The sequence below is a fragment of the Arthrobacter sp. OV608 genome (assembly GCA_900110595.1).
In the GTDB taxonomy this organism is placed as follows: domain Bacteria; phylum Actinomycetota; class Actinomycetes; order Actinomycetales; family Micrococcaceae; genus Arthrobacter.
On the sequence record FOEZ01000015.1, the window covers coordinates 1 to 17,283 of the forward strand.

The window sequence follows — 17,283 nt, forward strand, 5'->3', positions numbered from 1 at the left end:
TTCCGGTACGAGCGGTCCCTGGATGTGATCACGCAGGGCCGGAACCTGGGTATGGTGACCAAGTCCAACCTGATCCTGGGCATGGGCGAAACCCGCGAAGAGATCTCCGAAGCCCTGCGGGACCTGCATGAGGCCGGGTGCGACCTGATCACCATCACCCAGTACCTGCGCCCGTCCGAGCGGCACCTGCCGGTAGACCGGTGGGTCAAGCCCCAGGAGTTCGTGGACCTCCAGGACGAGGCCACCGAGATCGGCTTCCTCGGCGTGATGTCCGGCCCCCTGGTGCGCTCCTCCTACCGCGCCGGCCGGCTCTGGGCCACTGCCATGCGCAAGAAAGGCCGGGACATCCCCGCCGAACTCGCCCACATCGCCGAGGGCATCCAGGACTCCGGAACCACCCGCCAGGAAGCCAGCTCACTGCTCGCCGCGCATTCCTGACACCAACCATCCCAGACGCCAAAAGACAACACCCCGAAGGGCCGGCACCGGAGAACTCCGGTGCCGGCCCTTCGGCTTTGGTCACGTAGAATTGAGGCACTATGGCGAAATCCCCTGATTCCAGCAACCCCACTCCTGCGGGCTCGAGCGCAGTCAAGCGCGGCCTCTTCTCCCGCAAGCCGAAAGAAGCGAAGGTCAAGAAGCCCAGCCGGCTCAAGCAGATCGGCGAAGTTTTCAACATGACCCGCCGCCACGACCCCATGGTCCCGTGGCTGATGCTGCTGGTGTTCCTCGGTGTTGTGGCCGTCAGCTTCCTGGTGGGCTTCTGGCTGGAAAACTGGATTACCGGCCTCATCATCGGCATCCCGCTGGGCCTGCTCGGTGCCACGCTGATCCTGTCGCGCCGAGCCGAGCGCGCTGCCTTCGCCCAGATCGAAAACCAGCCGGGCGCCTCCGGCGCCGCACTGGGAACGCTCCGCCGCGGCTGGATCACCGAGGACCAGCCCGTTGCCGTCAATCCCCGCACGCAAGACGCCGTGTTCCGCGCCATTGGACGCCCCGGCGTCGTGCTGGTCAGTGAAGGGCCCAGCCACCGCGTGAAGCCGCTGCTGGACGCAGAACGCAAGCGCCTTGCCCGGATCCTGCCCAACGTCACCGTCCACGTCATTGAAAGCGGACGCGGCGAGGGCCAGGTGCCCATCAGCCAGGTGGCAAAGAAAATGGGCAAAATGAAGAACGAACTGACCAAGCTCGAAGTCAATGCGGTCTCCAAGCGGATCGCTTCGCTGGGCACCCGGCTCCCCATTCCCAAGGGCATCGACCCCTACAAGGCCCGCCCCAACCGCGGACGTTAGGCCAAAAGCCCCGGTACCGGCTACCTGCCGGTACCGGGGCTTTTTAGTGCACCAATACTGCCAGGAGGACAGGACAGCGTGAACCACAGCAATCTGAAAGAGGACCAGGCGGACGTCCAGGTCAACGAGGCCCACGTCAACGAGGAACAGGCAACCCAGGGCGACGCCGTACCGCCCGTCAAATCCTTGGCGCTGCGCGCCTTCCGGATCTTCGCCATCGCTGAAGCGTTCAGCTGGGCCGCGCTCCTGATCGGCATGTACTTCAAATGGATTGCCGGCACCACGGAAATCGGCGTGCAGGTGGCCGGCCCCATCCACGGAGCCCTGTTCGTTGGCTACGGGATCACGGCGCTGGCGCTCTGGCGGCTGCAGCGGTGGCCGTTCATAGTGGCGTTGTTTGCCGGGATCTCGGCTGTTTTCCCCTTCGCCACCCTCTGGTTCGAGCGCTGGGCAGGCAGGCGGGGACACCTTTCGGCGGGCGGGTCGAGACCCCTCAGGGAAACCAGCAGGGCCTGACGCCCGCGGATCCTAGCGGCGCAGCAGGAGCGTATTCATCGCCTTGTCATGGAGTCCGCGATGGTCGGGATCGAAAACCACGGCGGGGAACACCAGGCACAGCAGCAGAGACCTCACCAGGCCAGCGAGCGGCCCCGGCGCTCCGCCGCCGGCCCGCACCACGTGGATGCCCATGGCACGGTGCCCGATGCTGTAGCCAAGGGTGCCGACCAGGAGGATCTGCTCGACGGCGAAAATGGCCAGGTTTGCCCAGGCGTCGCCGCCAAAAGCGAAGTTGCTGATCAACAGCGCGATGCCCCAGTCGATCATGAGCGCAACGATCCGGCGGCCTGCCCGTGCGATGGAACCGGGACCGGACTCCGGCAGGCCAAGCCGCTCACCCGGATACCTGGATATGCCGGAGGTGTCGGGGCCAGTGAGCCAGGAACCGAGGTCTTTGCGATCTACCACCGTCCAAGCTTACGCGTGTTCACCCGCCCACAGTGTGGATGCGGTTAGACCACAGTGTGGACGGCCAGTAGCGTTGCCATATCAGGGCATTCTGTAACCTGCCCGAAACAATACGGACACGGACGGGAAATGCCCCATCCATAGGCTGTTAGCAGTTTCAAGCGAATCCCCCGGCAGGGTGCACATCAGCAGGGAAACCCAGTGGTCTCCCTGCCTTTGGATTGCGTTGGATCAGATGGCTGTCACGCCAGATATTTACATATGCGTTAGGAGCATAGATGTTCAAGACTGCGGACGAAGTCCTCAAGTTCATCAAGGACGAAGATATTAAGTTCGTCGATATCCGCTTCACCGATCTCCCGGGTGTCCAGCAGCACTTTAACGTCCCGGCCAAGAGCGTTGACGCCGACTTCTTCATCAACGGCCAGCTCTTCGACGGATCCTCCATCCGCGGCTTCCAGGGCATCGCCGAGTCCGACATGCAGCTGATCCCGGACGTCACCACCGCGTTCCTGGACACCTTCCGCATGGAAAAGACCCTCGCGCTGAACTTCTCCATCGTCAACCCCCGCACGGGCGATCCCTACCACCGCGACCCCCGCGGCGTGGCTGAGAAGGCCGAAGCCTACCTGGCCTCCACCGGCATCGCAGACACCGCATTCTTCGCTCCCGAAGCAGAGTTCTTCGTCTTCGACAACGTCCAGTACCAGTCCTCCCCGCAGGGCAGCTTCTACAAGATCGATTCCGAGGAAGCACACTGGAACACCGGCCGCGAGGAAGAGGGCGGAAACCTCGGCTACAAGACCCCCGTCAAGGGCGGTTACTTCCCGGTCTCCCCCACCGACAAGCAGGCCGACCTCCGAGACGCCATGTGCGTTGCCCTGGACGAAGCCGGCCTTGAGGTCGAGCGCAGCCACCACGAAGTTGGATCTGCCGGCCAGGCCGAGATCAACTACAAGTTCACCACCCTGACGCACGCTGCCGACGACCTGCAGAAGTTCAAGTACGTCATCAAGAACACCGCAGACGCCTGGGGCAAGTCCGTGACTTTCATGCCCAAGCCGGTCTTCGGTGACAACGGCTCCGGCATGCACTGCCACCAGTCGCTGTGGAACGGCGGCGAGCCGCTGTTCTACGACGAGAAGGGCTACGCCGGCCTGTCCGACACCGCCCGCTGGTACATCGGCGGCCTGCTCAAGCACGCCTCCGCCGTCCTGGCCTTCACCAACCCGACGGTGAACTCCTACCGCCGCCTGGTCAAGGGCTTCGAAGCCCCGGTCAACATGGTCTACTCGCAGGGCAACCGCTCCGCCGGTATCCGTATCCCCATCACGGGCACCAACCCCAAGGCCAAGCGCATCGAGTTCCGCGCTCCGGACCCCTCCTCCAACCCGTACCTGGCCTTCGCTGCCCAGCTGATGGCCGGCATCGACGGCATCCGCAACCGCATCGAGCCGCCGGCACCCATCGACAAGGACCTCTACGAGCTCCCCGCTGAGGAAGCCAAGGACATCCCCAAGGCTCCGGGCACGCTCGAGGAAGCCCTGGAAGCCCTGGCCGAGGACAACGAGTTCCTGCAGGCCGGCGGCGTCTTCACCCAGGACCTGATCGACACCTGGATCGAGTACAAGTACGAAAACGAAATCCGCCCGCTGTCGCTGCGCCCGAACCCCTACGAGTTCGAGCTCTACTACGGCGTCTAGCCAGGCTCTGCGGCTGACGCGGGCATAGCCCGCAAACAGTCCGCAAGGGATCTTTCATACAGGAAAGGCCGGCTTCAAGGTTTCCCTTGAGGCCGGCCTTACTGCTGTCCGGATCCGCCAGAGTTTCCGGCTCGCATGTCCCGGATGCAGCGTCAACGGACCGGCTGTGCTTCCTCTTCACTGCCCGTAACTGATGGTTGTACGGCCACCCTGCTGAAACCCGCGGGCAGGTCGGCGTCACTTGACGCGAGAATGACAGTAGTTCGCTCCGCTATGTCCACGTCACTGATGTCCGCGTTGTACAACTCATCAGCCTCACGCTTCAACCCGGCGCCTTGTGCCTCGTCCAGGCGTTTGCCATCCATGGACCACTTGTAGTCGTAACTGAACGTGGGTGCCCAGCTATGGAGAGCATCGGCGACACTGGTGAACGTGGCTTGCCGTCCTTCAGGACTGGAGGCGCTCACCATATACAGATTCACTGGTGCCGTGCCGGTGCGGTTGTCCACGTCCGCCACGAGGTATGAAACAGGCGCTGCTCCGACCTTGACCCGGTAGGCCTCGATTGCAGCTACAGCAGGGTCGGTCGCAGGTGCCGGCAACGTAAAAGTAATATGGGCGCCCGAGGCCGTAGTGAGCCCGTAGAGTCCTGCCGGCGTCGTGCCTGGTGGCGTGGCCGATGATTGAGCCGCGCTTGGGCCGGCCCCGCCAGCCGGCGGGCCGCCTTGCACAGGCGCCGGCGCTGAACACGCTGCGAGCAACAAAACAACGGCCGGCGCGGCGGTCCTGATCTGCTTCATGGCTTCCCAAACTGTGTTTGCAGCCCCCAGAGCTATCTGTATGTAGCCCCCAGCATAGGGGCCCGGGGAACACTGTGGAAGTGCCGGATCGCCCGGTATCCCGGGAACCGGGAGCAACTCCCCATAAGGTGGGGATCCGGCTCCAGACGTGCTGAGACCGGGAGCCGGATCCCCTGGCGAATGTCCCCCGAGACGAAGACTAAATGAAGCCTTCCCCCCAACAAGGTTTGAAGAACACCGCCAGTCCACATGATGTGCCAATCCGGCACCGAGTGCAACGCCGGGCGGTCCGGTTACGGCCGGCGGGCCGCAGCAAAGGCCCGGTACAGGGTTCGTTGGGGGCCTGAGGACCCGCCCAGGTACTGGCCGCGGTCCTCGAATCCGGCGCGGCGGTAGGCGGCCAGGCCCGCGGGATTGGCTTCGTTGACGGAGAGGACGACGCCGGCCTCCCGGCTCTGCTGCCGGCTGCTGAGTTTCTCCGCGGCCGCCGCAGCGGCGGCCGCCCCCTGCGGACCGTAGCCTTTGCCCTGCTGCCGCCGGTCGATGAGGAAACCGCGCAGCAGCCAGGCGGAATCGTCGTCGGGCCAGCCGGCAAGCCTGGCTGCCCCTGCCTGCAGAGTGAGCACCCCCACGGCCTGGCCATTGGCTTCAATCACGTACGGACGTCGTGACTCCTCAGCCAGGCCGGCCAGGGCCATCCGCAGCGGATCGCCAACAAATTTCCCCTGCCCGGGCAAAAGTTCGAGTCCGGCCACGGCTTCCAGTTGGATGGCCCGGGCGTCGTCGTCGATATCCCGGAGTGAAATCAGCCAGACGCCCCCACCCGTTCCGGTCAGGATTGTTGGCCCGCGGATTCGCCCGCGGTGGCCTCGGCGGGCGCTCCTGCGGGATCCATCCAGAAGACCTCCCAGAGGTGTCCGTCAGGGTCCTGGAAGCTGTGGTTGTACATAAAGCCGTAGTCGTGGAGATCCTCGGACACTGAACCGCCGTTGGCCAGCGCGGTGCGCACTGCCTCGTCCACGGCTTCCCGGCTGTCCACGGAATAGGCGATGATCGCTTCCGCTGAACCCGTGTTGTCCGCGACGTCCTTCCTGGTGAAGGTCTTGAAATAGTCCTGTACGAGCAGCATCACGTACGCGTTCTCGTTGACCACCATGCAGGTGGCGTTCTCGTCGGTGAAGTCCGGGTTGAAGGTGAAGCCGAGGGAACTGAAGAAGTCCACCGAGCGCTTGAGGTCCTGGACGGGCAGGTTGAGGAAGAGTTGGTTAGCCATGGGCTCAACGTAGCACCGGGCCCTGACAACTGTCAGCCGCGCACTATGGGCGGTTCAGGGGTTACTGGCCGTAGAAGACCCGTTCGAAGACGGCACGGGCCCGCCGGCTGACCCGCAGGTAGTCCTCCTCCAGGGCCGCGGCCTGGCCTGGTTCGTAACCGCACCAGCGTGCCACGGCTTCCAGGTCGCGCCGCGAAGACGGCAGCAGGTCCGAGGCCTTGCCGCTCCAGATGACGTTGGCGGACCTGATCCGGCTGGCCAAACGCCAGGCAGCCGCCAGGAGGTCGGCATCGTCGGCCGCCAGCAGGCCAAGCTGGGTTGCCTCCTGCAGTGCACCCACGGTTGAGGTGGTACGCAGCTGCGGGTGTTTGCCCGCATGCTGCAGCTGCAGCAACTGGACCAGCCATTCGACGTCGCTGAGCCCGCCGCGGCCCAGCTTGAGGTGCCGGGCAGGATCGGCCCCCCGGGGCAGGCGTTCGGACTCCACCCGTGCTTTGATCCGCCTGATTTCGCGTACGTCCTGCTCGGATACGGACTCCGGGTAGCGGATGGGATCGATGAGTTCGAGGAAGTCCGCAGCCAGGGAGTCGTCGCCGGCCATGGGCCTGGCACGCAGCAGTGCCTGGGCCTCCCAGATCAGGGACCAGCGGCGGTAGTACTCGGCGTAGGAATCCAGGGAGCGCACCATCGCACCGTTCTTGCCCTCGGGGCGCAGGTCCGCGTCCACCTGGAGGACCCGTTCGGCCATGATGGCCGGCTTCAATGGCTGGGTGAGGAGGCTGGAGACCTTGGACACGATCCGCGAGGCCTGCTCCTGCGCTTCTTCCTCCGAGAAGCCCGGCAAGGCCCGGTGGACGTACATCACGTCGGCGTCGGACCCGTAGCCGATCTCGCGCCCGCCCTGCCGGCCCATGGCAACCACCAGGACAGCGGTTTTCAGTGGCCCCTTGGCTGAGACGATTCCTTCGGCCACGCGCAGTGCGCCCAGCACCGCGGCCCGGTCGGCGTCCGCCAGGGCGGCTCCCACGCGATCCTGGTCCAGGAGACCGGCGGAGTCGGCGATGGCAACCCGCAGCGTCTCGCGCCGCCTGATCAGCCGGATCAGCCGCATGGCACTTTCCGGATCTGCATGGCGGGACATCTTGGAGGTGATCTCCTGCCACTGTGCCTCAAAGGTCACCGGCACCAGGTCCTTGTCATGGCCAAGCCAGGCCACCGATTCCGGGGACACTTCCAGCAGGTCGGCGATCAGCCGCGAGTTGGCCAGCACATGGCATAACCGCTCCGCGGCGGCCTTGGAGTCCCGGAGCATGCCCAGGTACCAGTGGGTGGTGCCCAGGGCTTCGCTGACCCGGCGGAAGGCGAGGAGGCCGCCGTCGGGATCCACGCCTTCGGCCAGCCAGTCCAGCAGGATGGGCAGCAGCTGCCGCTGCAGTGCGGCCCGGCGGCTCACGCCGGCCGTGAGGGCCTCGATGTGGCGCATGGCACCCTTCGGGTCCCGGTAACCAAGGGCGGCGAGCCGGCCCTCGGCGGCCTCGGGCGTCAGCTTGGCGTCCTCGCTGCTGAGCTTGGCGGCGGTGTTGAGCAGGGGCCGGTAGAAGATCCGTTCATGCAGCTCACGCACCGAGCGCTTGGTCTTCTGCCAGGCAGTGAGCAGGGCGTCCGGGTGCGGGCGTTCGTTGGAAAACGGGCCGAGCACCGCCTTGGCAAGTGCACGCAGTGCCGGTTCGCCCACCGGCATGAGGTGGGTCCTGCGCAGCTGGAAGAGCTGGATGCGGTGCTCCAGGAGCCGCAGGTACCGGTAGGCGTTGTCGAAGGCTGCTGCATCGGCTCGCCCAATGTAGCCGCCTGCGGATAGTGCGGCAATGGCGGACGTGGTGTCGCGCCGGCGGAGTGATTCATCGGATTTGCCGTGCACCAGCTGGAGCAGCTGGACGGTGAACTCAACGTCCCGCAGTCCGCCGCGGCCCAGTTTGATCTGCCGCTGTTCCTCCGCGGGCGGGATGTGTTCGGTGACGCGGCGGCGCATGGCCTGGACTGATTCGACAAAGCCGTCGCGGCTGGCCGAACTCCAGATCAGCGGCGTGATGGCCTCTTCGTACAGTTGGCCGAGGGCAGCGTCACCGGCGATGGTGCGTGCTTTGAGCAGTGCCTGGAACTCCCAACTCTCCGCCCACCGCGCATAGTACGTCTGGTGTGAGGCCAGGGTCCGGACCAGGGGCCCGGATTTACCCTCCGGCCGCAGGTTCGCGTCCACCTCCCAGAGCCCGGGTTCGCGGGCCACCGATGAGATGGCCCGGGAGATTCCGCTGGCAAGGGCCGTGCCGATGGTGGCAGTGGCAGCGTCGTCGAGGCTGCCCGGCTCCACCACGTAGATCACATCGACGTCGGAAATGTAGTTCAGCTCGCGGGCCCCGCATTTGCCCATGCCAATAACAGCCAGGCCGACGTCGGCCACGTCCGCGGCGCTGAACTGGCCGGCCGCTTCGGCACGCGAGACGGCAAGGGCGGCCTCAATGGCGGCGCCCGCGAGATCGGCGAGCTCCCCGCCCACCGACGGCATGAAGTCCAGCGGGTCCGCGGCGCACAGGTCCTTGACTGCCAGGTCCACAACGCCCCTGCGGTAGGCCGTCCGAAGGGCCGCATAGGCGTCGGTTCCGGTGGTTGCTGCCACCGGCCGCGCGGCCCGGGGATCGGCGCCCACGGACTGCAACAGGGTGGCGCGAAGCTCCTGCGGATCGGCCGGCTGGGGTTCAGGGCTGGGCCGCACTTCAAAGGCGGACAGGTGTTCAGGGTGGCGGATCAGGAACTCCCCCAGCGCCTCGGACGCTCCCAGGACGCGGTACAGCGGCTCGCTGGTCTCGGGGTCGGCGGCCGCAAGCTCCCGCAGGGCCGGATGCTTTTCGATCAGGCGGACCAGGGACTGCAGGGCTGTATCCGGGCTGGCAGCCATCTGGAGCCCGGCAAAGAGCCTGTCTTCGTCCAGTCCTTCGAGCTCGCGGGCAGCGAGGAACCGCTCGCCCTTTTCGAGATCGCTGAAGCCGGCGGAGATCAGGCGCCGTGCGAGGCTCACCACCGCTCCCTAGAGGATGCCCAGGTTGCGCTGCAGTTCGTAGGGCGTGACCTGGAGGCGGTAGTCCTGCCACTCGGCGCGCTTGTTGCGCAGGAAGTGTTCGAAGACCTGCTCGCCCAGGATCTGCGGCATCAGCTCCGAATCCTCCATGGACCTGATGGCGTCATGCAGGCTGGCGGGAAGGGGGTCATGGCCCATGGCGCGGCGTTCGGCCGAACTCAGCGACCAGACGTCGTCCTCGGCAGCGGCCGGCAGGTCGTAGCCCTCTTCGATGCCCTTGAGGCCTGCGCCCAGCAGGACGGCGTAGGCAAGGTAGGGGTTGGCTGCTGAATCGATGCCGCGGTATTCGATCCGGGCGGACTGGCCCTTGCCCGGCTTGTACAGCGGAACGCGGACCAGCGCGGAACGGTTGTTGTGTCCCCAGCTCAGGTAGCTCGGGGCCTCGCCGCCGCCCCAGAGGCGCTTGTAGGAGTTCACGAACTGGTTGGTGACGGCCGTGAATTCAGGGGCGTGCTTGAGGATGCCGGCAATGAACTGGCGGGCGGTCTTGGACAGCTGGAACTCCGCGCCGGCCTCGTAGAAGGCGTTGGTGTCGCCCTCGAACAGGGAGAAGTGCGTGTGCATGCCGGAGCCGGGGTGCGCGGTGAAGGGCTTGGGCATAAACGTGGCGTAGGTGCCCTGCTGGAGCGCCACTTCCTTGATCACGGTGCGGAACGTCATGATGTTGTCCGCGGTTTGCAGCGCATCGGCGTACCGGAGGTCGATTTCGTTTTGGCCCGGCCCGGCCTCGTGGTGGCTGAACTCGACGGAGATTCCCACGGATTCCAGCATGGTCACGGCGGTCCGGCGGAAATCCTGCGCTACGCCGCCCGGTACGTGGTCAAAGTAGCCGCCCTCATCGACGGGCACGGGAGCCCCGTCCGGTCCCGGCTCCTGCGATTTGAGGAGGTAGAACTCGATCTCGGGGTGGGTGTAGCAGGTGAACCCCATGTCCGCCGCTTTGGCCAGGGTGCGCTTGAGGACGTTGCGGGGATCGGCGGCGGAGGGCTCGCCGTCGGGGGTGAGGATGTCGCAGAACATGCGCGAGGTCTGCTCGGTTTCGCCGCGCCACGGCAGGATCTGGAAGGTGGAGGGGTCCGGCTGTGCCAGCATGTCGGATTCGAAAACGCGGGCGAGCCCTTCAATGGCTGAACCATCGAAGCCGAGGCCTTCCTCGAAGGCGCCCTCAACTTCGGCGGGCGCCAGGGCCACGGACTTGAGTGAACCCACGACGTCGGTGAACCACAGGCGCACGAAACGTACGTCGCGCTCTTCGATAGTGCGCAGGACAAACTCTTGCTGGCGGTCCATGATGGCCTCTTCTGTCGGTCAACGTCCATGCCCCGGTCCGCAGAGGAGGAAGCCGGAAAGCAGTTCACCAACACTGTACTAAGCAATTGGCGGCGATGCTGGAGACGGCGGGGCGCGTAACACAGCATTAACACACCGGAACCCCTGACGCGCACGGGCCACACCACCGGCGTTGCGGCCAGGGCCCCCCGCCCATATGACGCGAATCACCTGGTCGGTGCCCGCAACCGGTAGCTAGGACGGCAGGTGCGGCACTACGCTCATGCCATGGCCTCAAGCAACAGCTCCGATTCCAGCGCGCCCGCAGACGTTCCCGCCCCCTATGGCAGCGGACCTGCGCAGGGCGGCCCGGCTGCCTCCGCGCGGAAACCGGCAAAGGTCCGGATCCACCATCTCCAGCAGGCCAAGGATGCCGGCACGAAGTTTGCCATGCTGACCGCCTATGAGCAGTACACGGCAGAGATCTTCGATGCCGCCGGCATCGAGGTGCTCCTCGTGGGGGACTCGGCCTCAAACAATGTCTTCGGCAACGAAACCAGCCTTCCGGTGACTGTGGACGAACTGCTTCCCCTGTGCCGCGCTGTGGCGCGTTCGGCCAAGCGCGCGCTGGTGGTGGCCGACCTGCCGTTCGGCAGCTACGAGGTCTCGCCGGAGCAGGCTGTCGCCGCTGGTGTGCGGTTCCTGAAGGAGGGCCTCGCGCACGCGGTCAAGATCGAGGGCGGCAAGTATTACGCCCCTACTGTCCGGGCCATGGTGCAGGCCGGGATTCCCGTTATGGCCCACATCGGCTTCACGCCGCAAAGCGAGCACGCGCTGGGCGGGTACCGCGTGCAGGGCCGCGGCGACGACGCCCAGAGGTTGATTGACGACGCCGTCGCGCTGGCTGAGGCGGGCGCCTTCAGCGTGTTGATGGAAATGGTTCCCGCCGAGACTGCGGCGGCGGTGGACGCGGCCGTCACGGTTCCCACCGTTGGCATCGGCGCCGGTAAGGAAACCACCGGCCAGGTGCTCGTGTGGCAGGACATGGCCGGCCTCCGGGGCGGCAGGATGGCCAAATTCGTCAAGCAGTACGCGGACCTGCGCACCACGCTGCTTGACGCAGCCACTGCGTACGGCGAGGACGTACGGTCAGGCCAGTTTCCCGGCCCGGAACATTCTTTCTAAGCCCGGCGGCGCCGACTAACGGCACCGGGGCCGGCAGCCGGCAACCGTCCTGGCGCCTTGATGGCGTCTTGGGGGTACTGCGGAAGCGGACGTCAAGGTGAGGCCGCCCGCGGCCGAGGCAGTCCGCGGAGTAGTGCCGCCAAGACGCCCTGCCCGGCAAAGCCGTCAGTCGTCGTCGTCCTGCTTGTCCCACGCCTCATTGCGTGCGCGGACCTTTTCAAGTGCGTGCTCGGCCTCTTCCCTGGTTTTGTAGGGTCCGATCAGCTGGCTCCAGTCCGAAAGCCGGTCCTCCTCCACCTCGTGGGTCTTGATGTTGTACCAGTACTCGGTCATCGCTCTTCCCCGTTCCGCCGGCAGGAAGCTGCTTACGTGACGCGCGTAACTTAAATTCTTACGCGTCACGGACGCGGCTCCCGGTTGTTAGGCCTTCTGTGGTGCCTTATATGATCAATCTATGCCTTCCCTTGCCTCGACTGCACCCATCGGCACCCTCACCCCGGGAACCGTGGGCCCGCAGCGTCCAGTACCGGCGTCCATCCCCCGGCCGGAGTATGTCGGCAAGCCGGCGCCCGCCAAATTCACCGGCTCGGAGGTCAAGTCCGCAGAGACCATCGAGAAGATCCGGGTGGCCGCCAAAATCGCCGCACAGGCGATCGTCGAGGTGGGCAAGCACATCGAACCCGGCGTCACCACGGACCACCTGGACAAGGTGGGCCACGAGTTCCTCCTTGACCACCACGCCTATCCCTCCACCCTCGGGTACCGGGGATTCCCGAAGTCCCTGTGCTCGTCCGTGAACGAGGTCATCTGCCACGGGATTCCGGACAGCACAGTGGTCCAGGACGGCGACATCATCAATATCGATATCACCGCCTTTATCGGCGGCGTCCACGGGGACACCAACTACACCTTCCTGGTGGGCGATGTTGACGATGAGTCGCGTCTCCTGGTGGAACGGACGCAGGAATCCCTGAACCGGGCCATCAAGGCGGTTGCCCCCGGGCGGGAGATCAACGTGATCGGCCGCGCCATCCAGTCCTACGCCAAGCGTTTCGGCTACGGCGTGGTCCGGGATTTCACCGGGCACGGCGTTGGCGAAGCGTTCCACACCGGGCTGATCATCCCGCACTACGATGCCGCCCCCGCCTACAACACCGTCATCGAAGCCGGCATGGTGTTCACTATTGAACCGATGCTCACGCTGGGGACGGTGGAATGGGACATGTGGGCCGATGACTGGACAGTGGTGACCAAGGACCGCAAGCGCACCGCCCAGTTTGAGCACACCCTGCTGGTCACGGATACCGGCGCCGAGATCCTCACGCTCCCCTGACCAGCCGGCACCGGCGTCGGACGCGATAAAGTGCCGCCGCCGGTAACAGAACCGCCGCTGCTGACCAGCAGCCACCGCAGACTTAGCAACAACCGGGCCGGCTGCCCGCCGCCCCTCCCCTGCCCGCCCCTGCCACGAACGGAAAACCCATTGGCCAAGAAGGACGAGAAGTCGCACAAGAACGCCCCGCTGATCGGCATCGACATCGGAGGCACGGGAATCAAGGGCGGCATCGTCGACCTGAAAAAGGGCAAGCTCCTCGGTGACCGGTTCCGGGTACCCACCCCGCAGCCGGCTACCCCTGAGTCAGTAGCCGAGGCAGTGGCGCTGGTGGTCTCCGAGCTTTCCGCCCGTCCCGAGGCGCCCGCCGCCGGCTCCCCCGTGGGCGTAACGTTCCCCGGGATCATCCAGCACGGAGTGGTCCACTCCGCCGCCAACGTGGACAAAGCCTGGCTCAACACGGACATCGATGCCCTCCTGACCGAGCGCCTGGGCCGCCCCGTCGAGGTCATTAACGACGCCGACGCCGCCGGGCTCGCCGAAGCGCGCTACGGTGCCGGTGCCGGGGTTTCCGGTACCGTGCTGGTGATTACCCTGGGCACCGGCATCGGCTCTGCCTTTATCTTCAACGGCAAGCTGGTACCGAACGCCGAACTCGGCCACCTGGAGATCGACGGCCATGATGCCGAGACCAAGGCCTCCGCCGTTGCCCGGGAACGCGACGGGCTGTCCTGGGACGAATACAGCGTCCTGCTGCAGCGCTACTTCTCCCACGTCGAGTTCCTGTTCTCCCCCGAACTGTTCATTGTGGGCGGCGGCATCTCCAAGCGCGCCGACGAGTACCTTCCCAACCTCAAGCTCCGCACGCCCATCGTTCCGGCGGTCCTGCGCAATGAGGCCGGCATTGTGGGCGCCGCCATCGAAATCGCGTTGAAGCACAAGCTCGCCAAGTAGAAGGCGCCCGCCCGCTCCTGAATGCACGAATGCCCCTTCCGTTCGGAAGGGGCATTCGTGCATTCAAAGTGATGCCGGTGGTGGCTGCGGCTTCCCCTCCACTGCCACCACCGGAGATGGGCGTGAGCCGTTAGAGCGGGCTCTTTTCGGAGGTTTTGGCGCCCTTCGCGGCGATGCCGCCGGCGTCCTCCTCGGCTTCCTGGCGGAGCAGGGCAATGGCCGATTCAAAATCTTCGAGGGATTCAAAGGCCTGGTACACGCTGGCGAACCGCAGGTAGGCTACCTTGTCCAGCTTCTGCAGCGGCCCGAGGATCACGAGCCCCACCTCGTGGGCGTCGATTTCGGCGGCACCGGAGGAGCGGATCTGCTCTTCGACTTCCTGTGCCAGCAGCGCGAGGTCATCCTCGCTGACCGGCCGGCCCTGGCATGCCTTGCGGACGCCATTGATGACTTTGCTGCGGCTGAAGGGCTCCCCCACGCCGGACCGCTTGATCACCGACAGGCTGGTGGTTTCCACGGTGGTGAATCTGCGTCCGCATTCGGGGCACTGGCGGCGGCGGCGGATGGCCGAGCCGTCGTCGGCCATGCGGCTGTCCACCACGCGGGAATCGGGGTTGCGGCAGAACGGACAGTACATGGCGTCCCTTCCTTCGCTTGATATGAGGCACATGCAGGGGTATCGCAACACCCTGCAGCCGTATCAGTTTACGTCCGCCCGTACCCTAATAACAAGCCTGTAACTACTACATGTAGTAGTCACTACCACTACATGTCGGCGGATGAGGCCCCACGCTGCTCCGGGAACCGGGCCGTGACAGCTTCCCCGTGGGCGGGCAGGTCTTCAGCGCCGGACAGGCTCACAATGTGGCCGCTGACCTCGGCCAGCGCTTCACGGCTGTAGTTCACCACCTGGATTGCACGCAGGAAAGTGGTGACGTTCAGGCCGGACGAAAAGGCCGCAGTGCCGCTCGTAGGCAGCACGTGGTTGGATCCGGCGCAGTAATCCCCCAGGGACACCGGGCTGTAGTCGCCAACAAAGATGGCACCGGCATTACGGATCCTCCCGGCCACGGCAGCCGCATCCCGGGTCATGATCTCCAGGTGTTCGGCGGCGTATGCGTCACATGCTGCAATGCCCTGCTCGAGGTTGTCCACCAGGACAACGCCGGACTGGGGGCCGGAGAGGGCTTCGCGGACGCGGACCGAGTGCTTGGTGGCGGCGGCCTGCAGGTCCAGCTCTGCGCGGACAGCGGCGGCGAGGTCCTCCGAATCGGTGATCAGTACCGATGCTGCCTTGGGATCGTGCTCGGCCTGGCTGATGAGGTCGGCGGCAACCAGGGGCGGCTGCGCGCTGGAGTCTGCCAGGATGGCGATCTCCGTGGTCCCCGCCTCGGAATCGATGCCCACCACGCCCTTCACCAGCCGCTTGGCCGTTGCCACAAAGATGTTGCCCGGACCGGTTACCACGTCCACCGGTTCCAGCGCAGGGCCGGAATCAGCAGCGGGCACCCCGTAGGCGAACGCGGCAACAGCCTGCGCCCCGCCGATGGCGTACACCTCGGTGATGCCCAAAAGCGCTGCGGCGGCAAGGATGGTGGGGTGCGGAAGCCCGCCGAACTCCTTCTGCGGAGGCGACGCCAGCGCAATGGACTCCACCCCCGCGGCGAGGGCCGGGACCACGTTCATGATCACCGAGGACGGGTAGACCGCCAGGCCGCCGGGAACATAGAGTCCCACCCGCGCCACTGGCACCCAGTTCTGGCTCACCAGGGCGCCGTCGCCCAGCTGGACGTCAACGTTGCGCGGCCGCTGGCCCTCGGCAAAACGGCGTGCCCGGCTGATGGATTCCTCCAGCGCCCGGCGCACCACCGGATCCAGCTGCTCCAGGGCGGCTGAGAGGGCCGCCTGCGGAACCAGCGGATGGTCCTGTTCCACGCCGTCGAAGCGGAGGGCCAGCTCGGCCAGGGCTTCGAAGCCCCCCTTCCGAACGGCCGAAATGATGTCGAGGACCTTTTCTTCAGCGTCGGCCACTGTCTGGCCCTGGGCACGCGGCACGGCGGCGCGGAGTGCCGCAAGGGTCAGGTTCCGGCCCCGGAGATCAACGGTGCGGAAGCTCACGGTGGCAGCGGCAGGGACGGCGGGGAACTCCGAAGAAATGGTCACCGCATTATTTTACGGGCCCAACCGCAGCGTGCCGCGCCTCCTCCGGGCCGTCGTCGTCCTTCTTGCCCAGGAGGTGCATCAACTCCAGCACAAACACGGAGACGGCCGTGGCTGCCGGCCACAGCAGCAGCACCGGCAGCGCACGCAACGAGAAAGCGATACTGGCGTTGGCGGTGGCGTCGACGGCCGGGCCGAACAAGCGCGCGGACAACACCCCCGCCTGCCACGCCAGGACTGCACCGCACAGGGCACCGGCAAGCCCCAGGAGGAGGCTTGCCTGCGGATCCTGGCGCTTCTTGTCGGCCAGGAAGACGGCCAGCAGGCACCCTGCGAAGACCAGCAGCCCGGCCAGGGTCAGGTCCCTCGGCAGCCAGACCTGGGGGTGGGCGCCGTCGCCAAGGGCGGGGTCCCGGGTGATGAGGTTGAGGCCTCCCGGTGCCAGCAGCCACCAAAGGATCCCCGCCGGTATGCCGGCCACCGCCGGCAGCACCAGCATGGCCCAGGGCAGCCGCGGACGTGCCCGTCCGGTCCGTTGTGTCATGCAACAAACCTTAACAGTTGTTCCGGCCGCTTAACTCCCGGACGTAGGGCTTCAAGAGATTCCCCGCCTGCCCGGCAGGCCCATAGAGTTGAAGGAGAGCACCAAGCCATCCACCACCAGGAGTTCCACGTGACCGAATCTGAGGCGCCCTTCGAGCGGACGTTCAAGGAGATGTTCCGGCGCCACGCGGCCGGCGTCGCCATCATCACGGTCAACTACCAGGACCGCCCGTTCGGGTTCACCGCCACGTCCGTGGCTTCCCTGTCCGCTCAACCGCCACGCTTTACGTTCAACATGGCCCGCAGCTCCGGGTCCTGGCCTGCCGTGGCCAACACCACCTACATTGGCGTCCACATGCTCGGCCTCGAGAACCAGGCGCTGGCAGACCGCTTTGCCCGCGGCACCAACCGCTTTGAGGGCGACCACTGGGAAGCAGGGCCGCACGGCGTCCCCGTGCTGAAGGACGTGGCCGGCTGGCTGATCGGCGAGGTGCAGATGCGCCTCTCGTTCGAGAACAACGCCGTGGTGGTGGTCCAGGTGGTTGACGGCCAGGTGGGCGGCGAGGGTTCTCCCCTGCTGTACCACGGCGGGGCGTACGGGCAGCCCGTGCCGCTGGACTACGAGATCTAGCTTCCCTCCAGAGCGAAGGACGACGGCGGCACGCACCGCCC

18 protein-coding genes are annotated in these 17,283 nt (G+C 65.9%); 8 read left to right on the forward strand and 10 right to left on the reverse strand.

The window, feature by feature from the left end; genetic code table 11:
- The 3 genes from BMX78_RS17090 to BMX78_RS17100 all read left to right on the forward strand — a co-directional run.
- Positions 1-438 (forward strand): lipoyl synthase (locus tag BMX78_RS17090; RefSeq protein WP_502686306.1); only part of this gene is annotated, 438 nt, incomplete at its 5' end.
- Between the two features lie 101 nt (positions 439-539).
- Positions 540-1,292 carry a DUF4191 domain-containing protein gene (locus BMX78_RS17095; protein ID WP_091421905.1) on the forward strand — a complete coding sequence of 251 codons (753 nt, stop codon included), beginning with the start codon at positions 540-542 and terminating at the stop codon, positions 1,290-1,292.
- Between the two features lie 78 nt (positions 1,293-1,370).
- Positions 1,371-1,808 (forward strand): DUF3817 domain-containing protein, encoded by a 438-nt coding sequence (locus BMX78_RS17100; protein ID WP_502686307.1) that lies wholly within the window; start codon positions 1,371-1,373, stop codon positions 1,806-1,808.
- A 12-nt stretch (positions 1,809-1,820) separates the two neighbouring features.
- On the opposite strand, the gene BMX78_RS17105 is transcribed toward BMX78_RS17100, so the two are convergent.
- Positions 1,821-2,258 carry an RDD family protein gene (locus BMX78_RS17105; RefSeq protein ID WP_091421906.1) on the reverse strand — a complete coding sequence of 146 codons (438 nt, stop codon included), beginning with the start codon at positions 2,256-2,258 and terminating at the stop codon, positions 1,821-1,823.
- A gap of 278 nt (positions 2,259-2,536) precedes the next feature.
- Here BMX78_RS17105 and glnA (BMX78_RS17110) point away from each other — a divergent pair, with 278 nt between their 5' ends.
- On the forward strand, positions 2,537-3,961 hold the full coding sequence (gene glnA / locus BMX78_RS17110) for a type I glutamate--ammonia ligase (RefSeq protein ID WP_050055503.1): 1,425 nt from the start codon (positions 2,537-2,539) through the stop codon (positions 3,959-3,961).
- 152 nt (positions 3,962-4,113) lie between these two features.
- Here the strand turns inward: glnA (BMX78_RS17110) and BMX78_RS17115 are convergent, their stop codons facing one another.
- The 5 genes from BMX78_RS17115 to glnA (BMX78_RS17135) form a co-directional block, all read right to left on the reverse strand.
- Entirely contained in the window at positions 4,114-4,563 is a 450-nt protein-coding gene (locus BMX78_RS17115) for a hypothetical protein (protein WP_139205015.1), read from the reverse strand.
- Between the two features lie 491 nt (positions 4,564-5,054).
- Positions 5,055-5,600, reverse strand: coding sequence for a GNAT family N-acetyltransferase (locus BMX78_RS17120; RefSeq protein WP_170850861.1), 546 nt, complete (start codon positions 5,598-5,600; stop codon positions 5,055-5,057).
- Positions 5,594-6,034: a VOC family protein gene (locus tag BMX78_RS17125; protein ID WP_091421912.1), complete on the reverse strand. Its 441-nt coding sequence runs from the start codon at positions 6,032-6,034 to the stop codon at positions 5,594-5,596. The genes BMX78_RS17120 and BMX78_RS17125 overlap by 7 nt, the downstream gene beginning before the upstream one ends.
- Positions 6,035-6,095: 61 nt before the next feature.
- Positions 6,096-9,107: a bifunctional [glutamine synthetase] adenylyltransferase/[glutamine synthetase]-adenylyl-L-tyrosine phosphorylase gene (locus tag BMX78_RS17130; RefSeq protein WP_091421913.1), complete on the reverse strand. Its 3,012-nt coding sequence runs from the start codon at positions 9,105-9,107 to the stop codon at positions 6,096-6,098.
- Between the two features lie 9 nt (positions 9,108-9,116).
- Complete coding sequence (glnA, locus tag BMX78_RS17135; protein ID WP_091421917.1) at positions 9,117-10,457, reverse strand: type I glutamate--ammonia ligase; 1,341 nt, start codon at positions 10,455-10,457, stop codon at positions 9,117-9,119.
- Positions 10,458-10,724: 267 nt separating this feature from the next.
- On the opposite strand from glnA (BMX78_RS17135), the gene panB reads away from it, so the two are divergent.
- The gene (gene panB, locus BMX78_RS17140; RefSeq protein WP_091421919.1) at positions 10,725-11,621 is read left to right on the forward strand and encodes a 3-methyl-2-oxobutanoate hydroxymethyltransferase; all 897 of its coding nucleotides are present in this window, start codon (positions 10,725-10,727) and stop codon (positions 11,619-11,621) included.
- Positions 11,622-11,786: 165 nt separating this feature from the next.
- Here panB and BMX78_RS22840 read toward each other — a convergent pair whose 3' ends face one another.
- Positions 11,787-11,954 carry an SPOR domain-containing protein gene (locus tag BMX78_RS22840; protein WP_139205017.1) on the reverse strand — a complete coding sequence of 56 codons (168 nt, stop codon included), beginning with the start codon at positions 11,952-11,954 and terminating at the stop codon, positions 11,787-11,789.
- Between the two features lie 121 nt (positions 11,955-12,075).
- On the opposite strand from BMX78_RS22840, the gene map reads away from it, so the two are divergent.
- Both map and ppgK read left to right on the forward strand, forming a co-directional pair.
- Positions 12,076-12,954 carry a type I methionyl aminopeptidase gene (map, locus tag BMX78_RS17145; protein WP_091421921.1) on the forward strand — a complete coding sequence of 293 codons (879 nt, stop codon included), beginning with the start codon at positions 12,076-12,078 and terminating at the stop codon, positions 12,952-12,954.
- Positions 12,955-13,104: 150 nt separating this feature from the next.
- Positions 13,105-13,908: a polyphosphate--glucose phosphotransferase gene (gene ppgK / locus BMX78_RS17150; protein WP_091421923.1), complete on the forward strand. Its 804-nt coding sequence runs from the start codon at positions 13,105-13,107 to the stop codon at positions 13,906-13,908.
- A 130-nt stretch (positions 13,909-14,038) separates the two neighbouring features.
- On the opposite strand, the gene nrdR is transcribed toward ppgK, so the two are convergent.
- From nrdR to BMX78_RS17165, 3 genes are all read right to left on the reverse strand, one after another.
- A complete protein-coding gene (gene nrdR, locus BMX78_RS17155) occupies positions 14,039-14,545 on the reverse strand; it encodes a transcriptional regulator NrdR (protein WP_091421926.1) in 507 nt (168 codons plus the stop codon).
- 128 nt (positions 14,546-14,673) lie between these two features.
- Positions 14,674-16,071: a histidinol dehydrogenase gene (gene hisD, locus BMX78_RS17160; protein WP_091421930.1), complete on the reverse strand. Its 1,398-nt coding sequence runs from the start codon at positions 16,069-16,071 to the stop codon at positions 14,674-14,676.
- 4 nt (positions 16,072-16,075) lie between these two features.
- Positions 16,076-16,612, reverse strand: a complete 537-nt coding sequence (locus tag BMX78_RS17165; protein ID WP_091421933.1) for a hypothetical protein — start codon at positions 16,610-16,612, stop codon at positions 16,076-16,078.
- A 129-nt stretch (positions 16,613-16,741) separates the two neighbouring features.
- Here BMX78_RS17165 and BMX78_RS17170 point away from each other — a divergent pair, with 129 nt between their 5' ends.
- Positions 16,742-17,242 carry a flavin reductase family protein gene (locus BMX78_RS17170; RefSeq protein ID WP_091421936.1) on the forward strand — a complete coding sequence of 167 codons (501 nt, stop codon included), beginning with the start codon at positions 16,742-16,744 and terminating at the stop codon, positions 17,240-17,242.
- The last annotated feature ends 41 nt before the right edge of the window (positions 17,243-17,283 follow it).

What these genes read in the sequence shown, in the direction of transcription:
- BMX78_RS22840 (WP_139205017.1), bottom strand. Translation starts at nt 11,954, where the DNA reads ATGACCGAGTACTGGTACAACATCAAGACCCACGAGGTGGAGGAGGAC.
- nrdR (WP_091421926.1), bottom strand. Translation starts at nt 14,545, where the DNA reads ATGTACTGTCCGTTCTGCCGCAACCCCGATTCCCGCGTGGTGGACAGC.
- map (WP_091421921.1), top strand. Translation starts at nt 12,076, where the DNA reads ATGCCTTCCCTTGCCTCGACTGCACCCATCGGCACCCTCACCCCGGGA.
- BMX78_RS17125 (WP_091421912.1), bottom strand. Translation starts at nt 6,034, where the DNA reads ATGGCTAACCAACTCTTCCTCAACCTGCCCGTCCAGGACCTCAAGCGC.
- glnA (WP_091421917.1), bottom strand. Translation starts at nt 10,457, where the DNA reads ATGGACCGCCAGCAAGAGTTTGTCCTGCGCACTATCGAAGAGCGCGAC.
- BMX78_RS17095 (WP_091421905.1), top strand. Translation starts at nt 540, where the DNA reads ATGGCGAAATCCCCTGATTCCAGCAACCCCACTCCTGCGGGCTCGAGC.
- glnA (WP_050055503.1), top strand. Translation starts at nt 2,537, where the DNA reads ATGTTCAAGACTGCGGACGAAGTCCTCAAGTTCATCAAGGACGAAGAT.
- BMX78_RS17165 (WP_091421933.1), bottom strand. Translation starts at nt 16,612, where the DNA reads ATGACACAACGGACCGGACGGGCACGTCCGCGGCTGCCCTGGGCCATG.
- panB (WP_091421919.1), top strand. Translation starts at nt 10,725, where the DNA reads ATGGCCTCAAGCAACAGCTCCGATTCCAGCGCGCCCGCAGACGTTCCC.